At 45.9% G+C, this 16586-nt stretch carries 17 protein-coding genes; 15 read left to right on the top strand and 2 right to left on the bottom strand.

The annotated features are described in order from the left end of the window. The first annotated feature begins 10 nt into the window (after positions 1 to 10). The 11 genes from hfq to AC0YN3_RS05105 all read left to right on the top strand — a co-directional run bounded on the left by hfq (position 11) and on the right by AC0YN3_RS05105 (position 11471). A complete protein-coding gene (hfq, locus tag AC0YN3_RS05155) occupies positions 11 to 256 on the top strand; it encodes an RNA chaperone Hfq (protein WP_138751056.1) in 246 nt (81 codons plus the stop codon). 148 nt (positions 257 to 404) lie between these two features. Further along, a complete protein-coding gene (locus AC0YN3_RS05150) occupies positions 405 to 2900 on the top strand; it encodes a transglycosylase domain-containing protein (protein ID WP_475774003.1) in 2496 nt (831 codons plus the stop codon). Positions 2901 to 2902: 2 nt separating this feature from the next. Next, positions 2903 to 3550: a peptidylprolyl isomerase gene (locus AC0YN3_RS05145; protein ID WP_475774002.1), complete on the top strand. Its 648-nt coding sequence runs from the start codon at positions 2903 to 2905 to the stop codon at positions 3548 to 3550. Positions 3551 to 3774: 224 nt separating this feature from the next. Next, positions 3775 to 4332, top strand: a complete 558-nt coding sequence (locus tag AC0YN3_RS05140) for a ribonuclease FAU-1 family protein (RefSeq protein WP_183560868.1) — start codon at positions 3775 to 3777, stop codon at positions 4330 to 4332. Then, complete coding sequence (locus AC0YN3_RS05135) at positions 4329 to 5006, top strand: YdcF family protein (protein ID WP_475774001.1); 678 nt, start codon at positions 4329 to 4331, stop codon at positions 5004 to 5006. Before AC0YN3_RS05140 ends, AC0YN3_RS05135 begins: the two co-directional genes overlap by 4 nt. 90 nt (positions 5007 to 5096) lie before the next feature. Further along, the gene (locus tag AC0YN3_RS05130; RefSeq protein ID WP_475774000.1) at positions 5097 to 6092 is read left to right on the top strand and encodes an AAA family ATPase; all 996 of its coding nucleotides are present in this window, start codon (positions 5097 to 5099) and stop codon (positions 6090 to 6092) included. Between the two features lie 20 nt (positions 6093 to 6112). Continuing rightward, positions 6113 to 7402 carry a GTPase HflX gene (gene hflX, locus AC0YN3_RS05125; RefSeq protein WP_475774297.1) on the top strand — a complete coding sequence of 430 codons (1290 nt, stop codon included), beginning with the start codon at positions 6113 to 6115 and terminating at the stop codon, positions 7400 to 7402. A 57-nt stretch (positions 7403 to 7459) separates the two neighbouring features. Further along, on the top strand, positions 7460 to 8752 hold the full coding sequence (locus AC0YN3_RS05120) for a methionine gamma-lyase family protein (RefSeq protein ID WP_475773999.1): 1293 nt from the start codon (positions 7460 to 7462) through the stop codon (positions 8750 to 8752). A 62-nt stretch (positions 8753 to 8814) separates the two neighbouring features. Further along, positions 8815 to 9225, top strand: a complete 411-nt coding sequence (locus AC0YN3_RS05115) for a MerR family transcriptional regulator (protein WP_053376247.1) — start codon at positions 8815 to 8817, stop codon at positions 9223 to 9225. A gap of 45 nt (positions 9226 to 9270) precedes the next feature. Further along, on the top strand, positions 9271 to 10599 hold the full coding sequence (gene glnA, locus AC0YN3_RS05110; RefSeq protein ID WP_183560858.1) for a type I glutamate--ammonia ligase: 1329 nt from the start codon (positions 9271 to 9273) through the stop codon (positions 10597 to 10599). A gap of 254 nt (positions 10600 to 10853) precedes the next feature. Next, a complete protein-coding gene (locus tag AC0YN3_RS05105) occupies positions 10854 to 11471 on the top strand; it encodes a hypothetical protein (RefSeq protein WP_475773998.1) in 618 nt (205 codons plus the stop codon). Between the two features lie 111 nt (positions 11472 to 11582). Here AC0YN3_RS05105 and AC0YN3_RS05100 read toward each other — a convergent pair whose 3' ends face one another. Further along, complete coding sequence (locus AC0YN3_RS05100; protein WP_475773997.1) at positions 11583 to 11855, bottom strand: hypothetical protein; 273 nt, start codon at positions 11853 to 11855, stop codon at positions 11583 to 11585. 659 nt (positions 11856 to 12514) lie between these two features. Between AC0YN3_RS05100 and AC0YN3_RS05095 the strand changes: the two genes are divergently transcribed. Then, positions 12515 to 12967 (top strand): VOC family protein, encoded by a 453-nt coding sequence (locus AC0YN3_RS05095; RefSeq protein ID WP_475773996.1) that lies wholly within the window; start codon positions 12515 to 12517, stop codon positions 12965 to 12967. Between the two features lie 236 nt (positions 12968 to 13203). On the opposite strand, the gene lexA is transcribed toward AC0YN3_RS05095, so the two are convergent. After that, positions 13204 to 13824 carry a transcriptional repressor LexA gene (gene lexA, locus AC0YN3_RS05090; RefSeq protein WP_475773995.1) on the bottom strand — a complete coding sequence of 207 codons (621 nt, stop codon included), beginning with the start codon at positions 13822 to 13824 and terminating at the stop codon, positions 13204 to 13206. Positions 13825 to 13981: 157 nt separating this feature from the next. On the opposite strand from lexA, the gene yneA reads away from it, so the two are divergent. The 3 genes from yneA to AC0YN3_RS05075 all read left to right on the top strand — a co-directional run bounded on the left by yneA (position 13982) and on the right by AC0YN3_RS05075 (position 16571). Next, positions 13982 to 14350, top strand: coding sequence for a cell division suppressor protein YneA (yneA, locus tag AC0YN3_RS05085; protein ID WP_475773994.1), 369 nt, complete (start codon positions 13982 to 13984; stop codon positions 14348 to 14350). A gap of 159 nt (positions 14351 to 14509) precedes the next feature. Beyond that, on the top strand, positions 14510 to 15229 hold the full coding sequence (locus AC0YN3_RS05080) for an ABC transporter ATP-binding protein (RefSeq protein WP_475773993.1): 720 nt from the start codon (positions 14510 to 14512) through the stop codon (positions 15227 to 15229). Beyond that, entirely contained in the window at positions 15219 to 16571 is a 1353-nt protein-coding gene (locus tag AC0YN3_RS05075; protein ID WP_475773992.1) for an ABC transporter permease, read from the top strand. The genes AC0YN3_RS05080 and AC0YN3_RS05075 overlap by 11 nt, the downstream gene beginning before the upstream one ends. The last annotated feature ends 15 nt before the right edge of the window (positions 16572 to 16586 follow it).

Here is a 16586-nt window from a genome sequence, read left to right as displayed (position 1 = left end):
GTAACGTCCAATGAACAAATCGATCAATATTCAAGATACGTTCCTAAATCAGCTTCGCAAAGACAACATACCGGTTACGGTTTTTTTAATGAATGGCTTTCAAATTCGGGGCGTTATTAAAGCGTTCGATAATTTTACGATTATCATTGACAGCGAAGGTCGTCAGCAAATGGTATATAAACACGCTATTTCGACGTTTACCCCGCAACGGAATGTTTCATTGATGCAACAGGATCACGGCGCGTCCGAATCATAAGCTTTAACGGATATGAAACTTTCTAATAACGAGTATCGTTTAACTAGATAGCGGCATGCAAGAGCAACCCGCTCCAAGCTGGGTTGCTCTTTTCGTTTCGTGGAAATGATAGATAGATGATATTGGAACAACAGGAGGGGAGTCAGCAATGGCTGAACGACCGAACAGAAAGACTGCACCGAAGCAAAAGAAGAAAAAAAGGATTTCGGGACGCAAATGGTTTTATGGTTTGTTTTTCACAGCGGTAATTGCAATTGTATGCGGAATAATCGGCTATTTGCTTATTATTCTCAATGGTGAACGGCTACTCACGGAGAATGCCAACAAGCTCGTATTCGGCGAGGCATCCATCATTTACGACGCTAACGACATTGAAATCGCAAGATTGTCCGATCCGAACGAGAACCGTGAAATCGCGGATTTCTCTGAAATTCCGAAACAAATGTTTGATGCCATAATCGCAACGGAAGATCAGCGCTTCAGAGAGCATTCTGGAATTGACTTTTTTGCAATCGGAAGGGCTGTCGTGAAGGACGTTATCGCCCGCAGTGCCGTAGAGGGCGGGAGCACAATCACCCAGCAGCTTGCCAAGAACGTATTTCTGACTGCGGATAAAACGTTTTTCCGCAAAGCGACGGAAGCTTCGATTGCTGTCGCACTCGAACAGCAGTATACGAAGGACGAAATACTTACGATGTATTTGAATCGAATATTTTTTGGGAAAAGGGTTCACGGCATCAAGGAAGCGGCTAAGTTTTATTTCGACACGGACGTAGATAAGTTGGAACTTTGGCAGGTCGCAACGATTGCAGCGATGCCAAAAGCGCCAAACCGCTATAACCCAATAGCCCATCCGGAGGATTCGATGAGCCGGAGAGCGGTGGTGCTGAAGCTAATGTTTGATCAGGGCTACATCACTGCAGCCGAGATGGAGGAAGCAAAAGCGGTCGTTTACGAAATTCCCGAAAACCACATCGAACGAACAACGGACAAATACCCGGCATTCGTTGATTACGTTGTGGAAGAAGCGACCGTAGCCATGAATCTTTCAGAGGAAGAGCTCCGTATCGGCGGCTTCAGAATTTATACTACGCTTAACGTCGAGGCTCAGAACGCGATGGATACGCAGTTCAACGACGACGGCAATTTTGAGAAAAGCGTGGATGAACGCCAGGTAGAAGGCGCGATGGTTATCATCAATCACCGAAACGGAGAGATCCAGGCGCTTACCGGAGGCCGCGACTATGTGAAGAAGGGCTTGAACCGCGTAGATGTAAAGCGGCAGCCAGGCTCTGCATTCAAACCGATAATCGCTTATGGGCCTGCGCTAGAATCGGGCAAATATTTTCCATGGACAGTGCTTGCCAACGACAAAAAATGTTATGGAAACTATTGCCCAACTGACAGATGGGGTGCCAATCCGGTTTCCATGACGCAGGCGATCAAGGATTCGCGAAACTTGGCAGCCGTATGGATGTTGAATCAAGTCGGTCTTAAGAGCGGTTTCGCATTCTCGAGCAAGCTAGGCATAGAACTTGATGCAGAAAACGATCGAAACCTTTCAGCGGCGCTTGGGGGATTAACCAATGGTGCAACGCCGATGCAGATGGCGACTGCGTACAGCGTTTTCGCGAATGAGGGGAAATCTGTCGATACGCATTCGATTCGTAAGATTGAAGGCAAGACAAATACGATATATGCCTATAAAGCTCCTGCTGCCAAGCAGCTAATGTCCGCTGAAACAGCTTACTATCTGACGGAAATGATGCAAACTGTCGTCGAAAAGGGCGGTACGGGAGTGAAAGCGGCTATTGGCCGTTCACTTGCAGGCAAGACAGGCACGACACAGCACGGAATCAAAGGTTTTAGAGGTGACGGCGTAAAGGATGCCTGGTTCGTAGGTTATACGCCGGAGTGGACAGCTTCCGTATGGATGGGATACGATAAAGTCGATATCGACCATTATTTGAAGACTGGCAGCAGCCAGGCTGCAAGCATGTTCTCCAAAGTTATGAAGCCAGCAATGAAAAACATTGCCAAATCCAGCTTCAAAAAGCCGGAAGGGATTAAAGAAGACAAGCCGCCGGCAGCCATTACAAATTTCAATGCGGTATTTATACCGGAAGAAATGCGCGTTCAGCTTTCCTGGGATCCTTACCAAGACGGGAAAGTGACCTATCAGGTATACCGCAAGGAAGCTTCGGAGAGCGAGTTCATTCGTTTCGTAGACTCTCTTACGTCTACGGGAGTAGATGATATGAGCGCCTTCCCGGGCATGACATACGAATATTATGTGGTAGCGTATGATGCGGAGAATGATTCGGAAAGTGCTCCATCAGCCAAAATTAAAGTAGCAATTCCGGAAACGGAAATGATACCGGAAATACCTATGGAGCCGGACCCCGTCGATCCTGACGGTGGCGAAATAACGCTGCCGCCCGATGGTGAGGAAGAATTACCTACACCTACGCCAACGGACGGCAGCTTGCCTGAAGAAACGTTGGATCCTGGTGAAGGTGGCGAAGCCGGTGAGCCAACGCTTACGCCTACGCAGACACCTGATCAGGGCGAAGGCACAAATAATGGAACAAACGCATTTGGTAACTCTGAAACTGGCGGCAATACGCAAGGAACGGGTGGTTAGCAATGACGGAAAAGAGAACGTCGCGTTTCCTAGCTCTAATCGCACTGATAGCTGTGGTCGTAATGGCTTCGGGCTGCGGGAAGAGCGGAACCGGAGCAAGCGGCGGAAACAGCGCGCAGGCTTCAGCCAAGACGATGAGCTGGGACAAAATGCCCGACATGCAGATTGATCTCGACAAATCGTACGTGGCAAAGTTCAAAACAACAAAGGGAGAATTCTCGGTGAAGCTATATGCGGACGAAGCGCCGGTTACGGTGAACAACTTCGTATTTTTAGCTCGTGAAGGCTTTTATGAGGGGCTCGCTTTTCATCGCATCATTAAGGACTTCATGGTCCAAACTGGGGATCCCAAAGGAAACGGTACGGGAACTCCCGGTTATGCAATACCGGATGAGCTCGGCACAGATATGAAATATGAAGAAGGCACGGTCGCCATGGCGAATGCTAGCAAGCCTAACTCGGGCGGCAGTCAATTTTTCATCTGTACGGGGGCGGAAGCAGCCAATTTGAACCGCGAACCGAATTATTCGATATTTGGCAAGGTAGTGAGCGGTATGGATGTTGTAAAGGCTATCGCGGAAACACCGCTCAAGAATAACTTGCCAGCGGAGAATATCTTGATCGCTTCCATTGAAATCGTTGAGCAATAGTGAAGAATACCGCCTATATAGGCGGTATTCTTTTTATTTTGCGGCGGACTGCTTGGTTTATTTTGCTTGTCGGCTGGAGATGGACGTTAAGATATGGTAATCTTTTTTTATAGGTAAATTCAGCTGTCGCGTTTTACAAGGAATTCACAGTTAGAACAAAACCGAGAACAGCCGTGGTCATTATCGTCACGCTAGTCTCAATTGAACGGAAAGGTACGTTCCGTATGAAGAGAAAATTTTCAGACCGCGCCAACTGGCGGCGTATCTTGCGCAAGAGCTATTCCTGCTTAGCGCTTGACGGCGACGAGTTCAAAGGTCTCGTGACGTTTTACCGCATTCATGAACTGCGTGAGCCGTTGTGGAAGGAATATAACGGCCGCAAACTTTGTTTGGCAGACCGGGGATATCTTTGGATGCAGCATTTCCCTAGAGGCGAGCATTTTGTTGTCACAACGATGTTCGATGATAAAGGCCGGGTCGTGCAGTGGTACATCGATGTTTGCAAGACGCAAGGCTTAACGGACCAGCAGGTGCCTTGGTTTGATGATTTATATTTGGATGTGGTTGTGCTTCCGAGCGGGGAAGTTTTCTTGATGGATGAGGATGAGCTAGAGGATGCACTGAGACATGGCGATGTCAACAACAAAGATGTAGCGTTGGCCCGCAAAACAGCAGGGAAGCTCCTCTCGAGCATCCGCAACGGCCGATTCCGGTATTTCACGCTCAGCTTGAAGCATCGCAAGAGCTTGCTTGAGCGTACCGGGGAATTAAGCGAATCATGAAAACGGCAGCAAGTGTTAAGAGCAGCTCACGCAAACGATCAAGAAAAAGGCGTCCGTGGCTGCTCTTGTTGCGTATTGCTGCTTGGACCGTGTGTGCCGGCGTATTTTGGTGCGGTTATTTATTATGGTTGATTAACGGCTACGATACCGAGAAGCCATTAATCGAAGCGGATGCAGGGATAGTGCTCGGCGCAGCATTATGGAATGACGTGCCAAGTCCTGCACTGAAGGAAAGATTGGATTATGCGCAGGAGTTAATTGAATCCGGTATTGTGGACAAGCTCATTCTAACTGGCGGAATCGATGGGAATGGCTCGACCAAAACAGAGGCGGAAGGGATGCGCGACTATCTGGTCGCAAATGGTATTTCAGCTGACAAGCTGTTGCTAGAAAATAAAGCAACGAGCACGTATGAGAATTTGGCTTTTAGTCAACATATCGCTGATCAGCATGGGCTGGATTCGCTGCTTGTCATCACGCATGATTATCATGCAGCAAGGGCAAGGGAAATTGCGAAAATGCTTGATTTCTCGCCTTTACAGGTGGCTGCAACAAAATCCAAAGTGCTCAATCCTGTTTTTAACGAGTCGCGGGAAGTACTTGCTTTCACCAAATGGAAGCTTGATTCTTTGCTACTTGCGTTAGGATTTGTTCCTTCCGATTCATCGCCGTAAATCTGCTAATATGCTGCTGCAAGGTAGAATAAACTTGTAGTGCGGTCAGGCCGCGACAGCTTTTGAAGCAAAGGATAGGTGATGCGACAGATGAGTGGACACGTCATTTCGGGACCAGGCAATGGCTCCGCAAGACCTTCCCGTCAAATTAATGTAGTCCTAAGAAGCCAAGAAACTTTCCAGACAGGAGCATCAGCCCATGTTTTGGAGTCGGATCCGCTCCCTGCCGTAAAACCGCTGCCAAGCGAGGACCATTATGCCGACATTCAAAAAGAACTAGAACCGATGATCGGCATGGAAAATGTGAAATCACTGGTTTATGAAATATATGCGCTGCTCTACATTAGCCGAATGCGTTCCGAAGCAGGATTGTTTGGCGGCTCTCACGTGTATCATATGATTTTCAAAGGAAATCCAGGCACGGGAAAAACAACGATTGCAAGGATTGTAGCAAAGCTGTTTCAGAAGATGGGTGTTCTCTCGAAGGGCCACATGATCGAGGTTGAGCGTGCTGATCTCGTTGGCGAATATATCGGGCATACGGCGCAGAAAACCCGAGATCTCGTGCGAAAAGCAATGGGCGGCGTACTGTTTATTGATGAAGCGTACAGCCTAGCCCGCGGTGGCGAAAAGGATTTCGGCAAGGAAGCAATTGACACGCTAGTGAAATCGATGGAGGACCATAAAAACCAATTCGTGCTCATTCTTGCAGGCTATCCGGCGGAGATCGATGAATTTTTGCTCACTAATCCAGGGCTTCCTTCACGGTTTCCGATCCAAATCGAATTTCCGGATTATTCGGTGGATCAATTGATCCAAATTAGCGAATTAATGGCCAAGGAGCGCGATTATGTATTGCTGCCTCCAACGATATTTAAATTAAGGCAGCATCTCATGCAAGAGAAGCTGAGCACGATGTTTTCTTTCAGCAATGCCAGATATGTGAGAAACTCGATCGAGAAAGCGATTCGGTTTCAAGCAGTCCGTTTGCTATCGCAATACGCGAACTCCGTACCCGCGAAGCAGGAGTTAATGACGATTAGGCCGGAGGATTTAAAATGGGATACGAAGCCGATTTCAGGCTGATCGATTAGAAGGAGCATATGATGAGCGACAAAACATTCGATACGAATCCCGATATGATGGAAAAGGCTATTTTGATCAGCTTGGTAACCGCGAAAGACAAACGCAAAGGCGGAGACCCAGAGATGTCGCTGCAAGAGCTTGCACAGCTTACGGAGACGGCAGGGGTTGAGGTGCTTGCAACGATTACGCAAAACAAGGAAACAGTAGACTCGAAATGGTTCATAGGCAAAGGCAAAGTCCAAGAGGTCAAAGCTTTGGCCGACGAATTGGGCGCAACGACAGCTATATTCGATCAAGAGCTGTCGGGCGCTCAAGTCCGTAACCTCGAAGAGTCGCTGGACTTGAAGATCGTTGATCGAACCCAGCTTATTCTGGATATTTTTGCAGGACGCGCTAAAACCCGGGAAGGCATTATACAAGTCGAGCTTGCCCAGCTTAGCTATTTGCTTCCAAGGTTGTCGGGGCAAAGCAAAAATCTCTCTCGTTTAGGCGGGGGAATCGGTACCAGAGGGCCAGGCGAAACGAAGCTTGAGACGGATCGTCGCCATATACGCGATCGGATTTTCGATTTGAAGACGGTTCTTGAGGAAGTCGTAAGGCATCGGAAGCTGCACCGTGATCGGCGCAAGAAAGCCGGCGTCACTCAGGTTGCTCTGGTCGGCTATACGAATGCGGGCAAATCGACGCTGCTTCGCGAGCTGACAAATGCTGACGTCTACGTAGAGAACCAATTATTCGCAACATTGGACCCCACCTCCAGAACGCTCGAATTGCCGAATGGAAGAGAGATCATTTTGACGGATACGGTAGGCTTTATTCAGAATTTGCCGACGGATCTCATTGCTGCTTTCCGAGCAACGCTAGAAGAGGTCTGCGAGGCAGATCTGGTACTCCACGTCATCGATAGCAGCTCATCTGTACGCGAAGAACAAATCGCTGTCGTAAACAAAATATTAGGCGATCTTGGTGCTTCTGATAAGCCGTATATTATGGTCTATAACAAAAGGGATATGTGCGTGAATAACGGATCGTTGGCTGACCTGCCTATCACAGGCGGTGACAATCTTGTGATTAGCGCCTATGACACCGGTGATTTAGAGCTATTAAAGCAGTCCGTGCAAGACAAGCTGAGCGGTGATGTTGTCGTATTCAATGTTCCGGCTGAACGTGGTGACCTAATCGCACTGGCTTATCGAAGCGGAGAGGTGATTCACCAAGAGGTAACCGAGGATTCTCTTAAACTTACCGTGCAAGTCAGCAAGCAGGATTATGAACAGCATGGATATCGTTTGAAGCAATATATTGAATAATGGAATACATACATTTACGGAGTCGAGTTGCTTCGCAATTTTAAGGAGAAGATAGATATGAATAGGCAGCATGAGAATCAGAAGCTGTGGGCGCATCTCGAGCAGGTTGCTGAGCAGTCAGAGATCCTTGCAGCAGAGGCTTTTCGCAGAATCGATAAGATTGCAGAACGCAACCAGTGGAAGGTCATCGAAGCGTTCCAGCGTCATAAGGTAAGTGATTTTCATTTCACGGGCTCGACCGGGTACGGGTATAATGACCGCGGACGTGAAATACTTGATCTAGTGTACGCTGACGTAATGGGTGCGGAAGCCGCTATCGTGAGGCCGCATTTTGTGTCGGGTACGCATACGATCAGCTGTGCCCTGTTTGGTGTGCTAAGACCTGGAGACGAACTCCTGTATGTTACGGGACGGCCCTATGATACGCTTCATAAGGTCATCGGAAAGCCTAATGACGGAATGGGCTCACTCCAGGATTTTGGCGTGAAATATTCGGAGGTACCGCTTCTTGAGGGAGGAGGCCTTGACTGGCAGCTAATTGAAAAGTCGATTTCCGAGCAAACTAAGGTTATCGGCATTCAACGCTCCCGCGGTTACGATTGGAGAGCGTCCTTTACGGTTGCGGAGATTGAAGAGATCGTTAGAAGAGTGAAGTCGATAAAGCCGGAGCTCGTCGTTTTTGTCGATAATTGCTATGGGGAGTTTACCGAGCTGCTTGAGCCTACCCAGGTTGGCGTTGATCTTATGGCAGGTTCGTTAATTAAAAACCCGGGCGGCGGTTTGGCTGAAACCGGCGGCTATATAGCCGGGAAAGCATTTGCCGTAGAAGCGGCGTCCTACCGATTGACTGCTCCCGGCATTGGTGGCGAGGTTGGCGCCATGCTGGGGACCCTCAGACCGATGTTTCAGGGCTTGTTTTTGGCCCCTCATTTGGTTGGACAAGCGATCAAAGGCAGCGTGCTCGCAGCAGCGTTATTCGAAGAGCTTGGCTTTGAGACGAAGCCGAGATGGAACGAACCGCGTACAGACCTTATTCAAGCTGTACGCTTCGGACAGGCCGAGCATCTAATCGCATTCGTGCAAGGCATCCAGCAAGCTGCAGCTGTCGACTCGCATGTCGTTCCAGAGCCTTGGGATATGCCCGGCTATGAGAATGCTGTCATCATGGCGGCAGGAACGTTCATTCAGGGAGGAAGCCTGGAGCTCTCGGCAGACGCTCCTATCCGCGAACCTTACATTGCTTATATGCAAGGTGGTTTAACCTATGCCCACGCCAAATATGGTGTTCTAACCGCATTATATCGACTAGTGGATAGTGGTTTAATTGTGATTAAACCTTACATAACTTGACACATTTGCGTCGGAAAGGTTAGAATGAATCTATAAATGAGCGACTGGAAGGTTGATGCGACATGGCTGACGATATTCGCAGAAATATGGCTCTATTTCCGATCGGCATCGTAATGAAGCTGACGGATTTAACGGCCCGCCAAATCCGGTATTACGAGCAGCATGAATTGATCGTCCCTGCGAGAACAGCAGGAAACCAACGGTTATTTTCGTTTAATGACGTAGAACGGCTTTTGGAAATTAAATCATTGATAGAAAAAGGCGTTAATATCGCCGGCATCAAACAGGTTATGAATCCGGTTTCCAAAGAATCGGACGATGCGACGATCGTAAGTGAGCAATCGGAAGTAAAGCGTCGCGAGCTCTCCGATCAGCAGCTGCATCGTTTGCTTAAACAGCAATTGCTCGAGAAAAGACCGGGTCAGGCTTCGCTCATTCAAGGTCAATTGACTCGTTTCTTAAATAAGCGCTAGTAGGACTTTTATAACCATTGATTCGCAAACTAAGGAGATGATTCTGTGAGTTACACTAAAGAGGATATTAGACGTATAGCACAGGAACAAAATGTTCGATTTATTCGTTTGCAGTTTACGGATTTGCTCGGAACAATCAAAAACGTGGAAATTCCGGTTAGCCAGCTTGAAAAAGCATTGGATAATAAAATGATGTTCGACGGATCCTCCATTGAAGGATATGTGCGTATCGAAGAATCCGATATGTACCTTTACCCTGATCTTGATACATGGGTAGTGTTCCCATGGGTAACCCAAGACCGCGTTGCCAGATTGATCTGTGACATTTATATGCCAGACGGCACGCCTTTCGCAGGTGATCCGCGCGGCATTTTGAAGCGTGCTTTGAAAGAAGCAGAAGGACTTGGCTATACGGCAATGAACGTCGGTCCTGAGCCGGAATTTTTCTTGTTCAAAACAGATGAGCGCGGTGAGCCTACAACGGAGCTTAACGATCAAGGCGGATATTTCGATCTAGCGCCTATGGATATGGGTGAAAACTGCCGTCGCGAAATCGTATTGACGCTTGAAGAAATGGGCTTTGAGATTGAAGCATCCCATCATGAGGTTGCTCCTGGCCAGCATGAGATCGATTTCAAATATGCAGATGCGATTAAAGCTGCGGACCAAATTCAGACTTTCAAGCTCGTTGTCAAAACCGTTGCTCGCGAGCATGGTTTGCATGCGTCCTTTATGCCTAAACCGCTGTTTGGCGTGAATGGCTCAGGCATGCACTGTCATCAATCGTTGTTCAAAGGCGATACAAACGATTTCTATGACGAGAAGGACAAGCTTGGCCTAAGCACGACCGCTCGTCAGTACATGGCAGGCATTCTGCTTCACGCTCGTGCGATGGCTGCGATTACGAATCCAACAATCAATTCCTATAAACGTTTAGTACCAGGCTACGAGGCACCTTGTTACGTAGCATGGTCCGCAAGCAACCGTTCGCCTATGATCCGTATTCCAGCTTCTCGGGGCCTTAGCACGCGCGTAGAGGTTCGCAACCCGGATCCGGCAGCTAACCCATACCTTGCACTTGCTGTTATGTTAAAAGCAGGTCTAGACGGCATTCAGAACAAATTGCCATTGCCAGCTCCTACAGATCGCAATATCTACATCATGACAGAGGAAGAACGTCAGGATGCGGGCATTCCGAGCTTGCCGCTTGATCTAAAGGAAGCTTTGGATGAAATGCTGCGCAGCGATATTATCTGTGAAGCGCTAGGCGATCACGCGCTTGCACATTTCTATGAGCTTAAAGAAATCGAATGGGATATGTACCGCACCCAAGTTCACCAATGGGAACGCGATCAGTATTTGACCCTATATTAATAGCAAGGAACCTTAACGCTTATGCGTTAAGGTTTTTTTATTTTTTATAATTAAAAGGTCATGCTGAAATCATTTCTAATTATCATTAGTAAAGCGCCATTATATTAAGCGTAGAGACTAAGATAAATAGAATACACGCTATAGTACCATACAGAGTTAGTACTATTCGCATGTCTCCAAGCTTGTTATATTCTAGTTAACTACTTACGGGTAAATGAAGAATATATCAGCATTTAAAGCAGGAGATGAGCAGCATGGATGAATCAATTGTGCACAATGATCGATCAAATAGCGTATATGTTTTGTTGTCCAACACTGGTACTTTGTTTACGAGGGTAATAAAAAGCTTCACAAGAGCCCCTTATAATCATGCTTCGCTCGTTATGGACGAAAAGCTTGAAGGGGTATATAGCTTCGGCAGGAAACAAGCTACGAATCCTTTAAACGGAGGTTTCGTTAAAGAGGATGTTTATCAGGGAACATTTAGGCATTTTCCCGAAACACAGTGCAAGCTTCTCCGTATTGCAGTGACGGATCAACAAAAAGCGAGTCTAGAGAAGATTATTTGCGAATTCGAGAAAAACAAGGATATCTACCGCTATAATCTGATTGGCTTGATTGGCGTTTTAATTGAAACGGATTTACATCCTTCACATTCTTATTTCTGTTCGCAATTCGTAGCGGAATCCTTGCGCAGCAGCGGTATTCAGCTATGGAACCGTCCTTCGACACTAGTAACTCCAAACGACTTTCTTGTACATGAAAAAGCAATGACCATTTACGAAGGGTATTTGTATGACTATCCGCTTCTTGAACGTAATAGGTTGGGCAAAATTGAAAAACGTTTTTATCCTGAAGTGCTTTTTGGTTAAAGCGCTGTTTAAAAACAGACCTTATATAACAACAAAGACGCAGCAAAAGGAGAACATCCGTGAGACCGGAACGTTCACCTTTTGCTGCGTCATTCTTTAATACAAAGAAAATTACTTTATGCAGATCGGTTGACGGTGCCCGCCATGAAATCCTCCGCCATGGAAGCCTCCGGGAGGGCCTCCGTGAAAGCCGCCAGGCCCTCCGCCATGAAAGCCGCCTCCAGGGAATCCTCCGTGCCACCATGGCCCTCCGAAGCCGCCTTGTGGGAATGGCAAGGGGAGAGGGAGCACTTCAGGGTAAGGATACGGATAAGGATAGGGGTAAGGGTATGGATAAGAAGGCGGATATGGGTAAAAAGGGGGTTGAAGAGGTCCTAATGCCATGACTGATTCCTCCAATATATTGCTTTACGTTCAGCCTATGCTTCAAAGCCTATCCACGAAACTTGCCCATCTTAATTTATCCTTCTGCTTGTAATGGGAATGAACCATAAAGCACGGATTTTATTTTTCAATCATTCAATTGTTGATAAGGATAAAAAAGACCCTAGGGAAGGGTCTTTTTGTATTTATAAATTGAAAATGAAATTGAACATCTGATTAATAACCGCCGAAGCTCATGCAGCTGCAAGCAATAATCACCAATAAAATAAAGAGAACCAAAATGGTACCTATATTCGTAAATGCTCCACCAACGTAACCGGACATTTTTCAATGCACCTCCTTACGTTTTGAATACAACATATCTTATGCAGGGTAAAAGCGCAGTGATTGGATATTTGCCCTATTTCAGATTTACAAAGGTATTGCTTAAAACGTTCATATAGGAATGAAGGTCATTATTTTCAAGGCTGCATGAAACGTTATCGTTGTTATTTGATTTATACGAACTAATGTTCTATAATTATGGCGATATTACTGATCGGGGTGATTTACCCTTGAATTGAGATAAATCTAAATCGTTTGGAAGTAATTGGTAGTTTTGATAGAATAAATATGAAGATGATTAGGAAAATAATATGTACAGATAAGGAGATTAAACTATGGCAAAAAACAATTTACTAAGAATGGACAATGTTGGCATCGTTGTAGAATCCCTTGATGATTCCATCTCTTTTTTCGAGGAAATTGGCTTAAAGCTAGAAGGGCGAGCTACCGTCGAGGGTGAATGGGCTGGTCGCGTAACCGGGCTAGGTTCACAGAGTGTAGAGATTGCTATGATGGTTACCCCAGATGGCCACAGCCGACTTGAACTTTCGCGATTTCTCACTCCTCCTACAATATCAGATCACCGAACTGCTCCTGTAAATGCCCTCGGCTATCTACGTGTCATGTTCACCGTTGAAAACATTGACGAAATGGTATCCAGACTCACTAAGTATGGTGCTCAGCTCGTTGGCGAAGTGGTTCAGTACGAGAATTCGTATCGACTCTGCTACATTCGAGGAAATGAAGGACATCTTATCGGTTTGGCGGAACAGCTCGGTAATAAATAAGAGACGTTTAAAAGAACACTTAACTGAAATATACATTACTAAAGTGAAATATCGAAACAGTATAGCATTGTGTAAGTATCTCAAAGAAGTCGGATGCATCATATAAACACCGCATTCACGCTCCGGGTCTGGTCGACGCTCGCTTCCGGAAATAAGGTGCCATATTCAAAAAAAAGGCTGGATCAAAATGCGATAGCATTCGATCCAGCCTTTTCTTTATGTAAAACGAACATGTATTAATGGATGTCGCGGAAAAGTCCAATCACTTTGCCCAGTATCGTTACGTTCTGAAGTAAAATCGGCTGCATCGTAGAGTTCTCTGGCTGCAAGCGGATATGATTCTTTTCTTTATAGAACGTTTTGACTGTTGCTTCATCATCTTCAGTCATGGCAACTACAATCTCACCATTATTTGCCGTCTGCTGTTGACGGACGATAACATAGTCGCCGTCGTGAATGCCTGCTTCAATCATGCTCTCGCCCATTACATTGAGGATAAAGACACTGCTGTCCCCAACGAAATGGGATGGAAGCGGGAAATACTCTTCAATATTCTCAGTTGCGGTAATTGGGACGCCAGCGGTTACTTTACCGACAATTGGCACTTTCGCTACGGATAACGGAATAATGCCGTCGACGCCATCTTGATCGAGAATCTCGATTGCGCGAGGTTTGGTTGGGTCACGACGAATTAAACCTTTCTTCTCTAGGCGGTCTAGATGGCCATGCACAGTTGAACTCGACAGCAATCCAACAGCTTCGCCGATTTCTCGAACGGAGGGTGGATAGCCTTTCTCCCGAACTTCATTCTTAATAAATTCTAAAATCGAATGTTGTCGGTTAGAAATCTTCGACACAGTAATCACTCCATTAGTAGGTTTGCAAAAAATTATAACACAGAACCGGAGTTCGTACAAACATAAGTTCTCAAGTACAGAGGTTCGCATTTTTTGTTGACACCAAACGTTTGTTCGTGTAATCTGAAAACAGAACAAACGTTTGGGGTGCTGAGAAATGATAATGAATCCGAGTTTTTATAAATCAATCCATGAGCAACATGAGAATAAGTCCGTGCCGAATAGAATCGGCCGTTTTGTGAAACGTCATTCAATAAAGGCTATCGTATGTTTTGCTTTTTTCATTCTCCTATTTACTAGTTTTCTAATGATGGGTACGGATGCATCAGGTAAAGTTCCCGCAACAGCCTCGAACGCGGAACAGGTCGTTACTGTTCATTCAGGCGATACTTTATGGGCGATCGCTAAACGCTTCTCTGATTCGAAACACGATATTAGATATATTATATATAGAATAAAAGATCGTAATGAATTGAATACTTCTGAAATTAATCCTGGACAAACACTTATCATTCCGTCTATCTGATCATTTTTTCGTATTATCTATGTATACTTTTTAACACCATTGCTTTCTAGATCAAGCAGATCTTAATGACCTGTTTGGTTTAGGAAGTTTTTTTTGTTAGGTGCAGGGTTTCTTTTACAATTTGTCGTCTATTAATCGGGACTGAAGGGAGAGACGACATTGTTACGTGTAGAGCAATTATCACATTCGTTTACGAACGGGATAGAAACAACAGCTGTTTTGCATCAAATTAGCTTTCAGGTTCAAAAGGGAGAAATGATCGCTTTATTAGGAAGCTCTGGATCAGGGAAATCTACGCTGCTCAATTTAATGGCTGGGCTAATGAAGCCGACTGAAGGCGAGATATTTATTGCTGGTCAAAACATCATAAAGATGAATGAGAATCAACTAGCGGAATTCAGACGCAGTCATATCGGTTTTATATTTCAAGCCTATGAGCTCATTGCGAATCTTACGGTGCGGGAGAATGTCGAGCTTCCACTCGTATTTCAATCCGTGCATCCTGCGGTGAGGAAGAAAAAGGCACTTGCCTTATTGGAACAGGTTGGCATACCAGAAAAAGCAGAAATGTTTACGTCGCAACTCTCAGGGGGTCAACAACAGCGTGTGAGTATTGCAAGATCGCTAATTACGGAGCCCTCCGTCATATTTGCAGATGAACCAACGGGAAATTTGGATACAAAAACAGAGGAAGAAATTATTATGATTCTGCAACAGCTGAACAAATCGATGGATACGACATTTATTGTGGTTACACATGAGCAAGAGGTAGCGGCGCGGACAGAGAAAATCGTAACGCTTAGGGATGGATATTTGGTAACGGAGCAGGATCAAATACGGAAGCCTACGCTCGCAGGAGGACGATTCCATGAGAATTAGCGATGTAACAAGGCTATCATGGGATCAGGTGAAACGCAGAAAGGTAGTCACTGCGTTGTGCGCAGCCGGCATTTCAATCGGATGCGCAGCCATTATCGTCGCGATGAGCATCGGCGAATCGGCTCAACTATACATAGAGAATCAAATGAATAGTTATTTGAATATGGATGAAATTACGGTTACAGCAAATAGCGGACCACAGACAGGAGTTGTTGCTTCAGAAGTCGCCACTGATTCCATCATGCAAGGGAAATTGACGGAACAGAAGCTGATCATCATGAAACAGATGCAGCATGTAGCTGCTGCTTCACCTTATCAGCAGCTCAATTATTTGGAAATGTTCACTTTGGACGGAATGAGCTCACAATACCAAACCGAAGTGATCGGAACGGATTTGGAAATGCTAACAGCCTTCGGAAACGAATTCATGCAAGGCGGACCATCGAATATGGAGGATGCCATTGTTCTGAACTACGGGGCTACATTAGGCTTGATCGAGGAAGAAACGAAGCAGAAGCTTCAAGAGCAGTTAAATGCAGATCCTTACAATGAAGCAGTTATTCAACAATATGAGAATACAGGCAAGATTCCGAGCGTCATGTATCAGAAGCAAATTCAGTTTCGCTACGAAACACCTGCCGGGCCAGTTTTCAGCAGACCGCTTAGGGTAATTGGTGTATTAAAAAAGCCTAGCGGTTCCAGCGACGCGCAACTGATGTATAACAAGAAGGCATATGTCTCACTTCAAACGGCAGCGCTGCTTAAAAAAGAGTTGAAGCTAACAGAGAATGACCAAGAAACCTATCAATCCATCATTGTTAAGGTCGATAATCAATCCAAGCTTGAGAAGGTCGAGAAGCAGATTCAGAAATTGTCAGTAACGACACAAACGAATTTGTTCCAGAAGGAAAGACTGGCGAATGAATTCAAGATCATAAAGGCAGCTGCTTTAGGTATCGGCGTTTTCATCCTAATAATTGCTTCAATTTCAATTGTTGTAGCCATGACAATGTCGACCTATCAGAGAAGAAGACAAATTGGCATCATGAAGGTACTGGGGGCTAACTTGAGTCAAATTAGAAATATGTTTATTGTCGAAGCCGCTTTGTTGGGATTGCTCGGCGGGCTGCTCGGCGTATTGTTTTCATATTGGATCGTCTGGGGTATTAATGGGCTTATTCATCATATATCCGATGAACAGGATGGCGTCATCATCTTTATCCCGCTAATAACGGTCCCGATCGGAATGGCGTTCGCTCTGGCTACGGGAATTTTATCTGGCATATATCCGGCAATTAGCGCGTCAAGGACAGATGCGCTGACTGCGATTAAACGAGATTAACTATGAGTTCGAAGG

The organism is Paenibacillus sp. J22R232 (assembly GCF_056269165.1).
The sequence above is the reverse complement of the archived record's forward strand: the minus strand, read 5'-3'. Positions and strand labels throughout refer to the sequence as shown.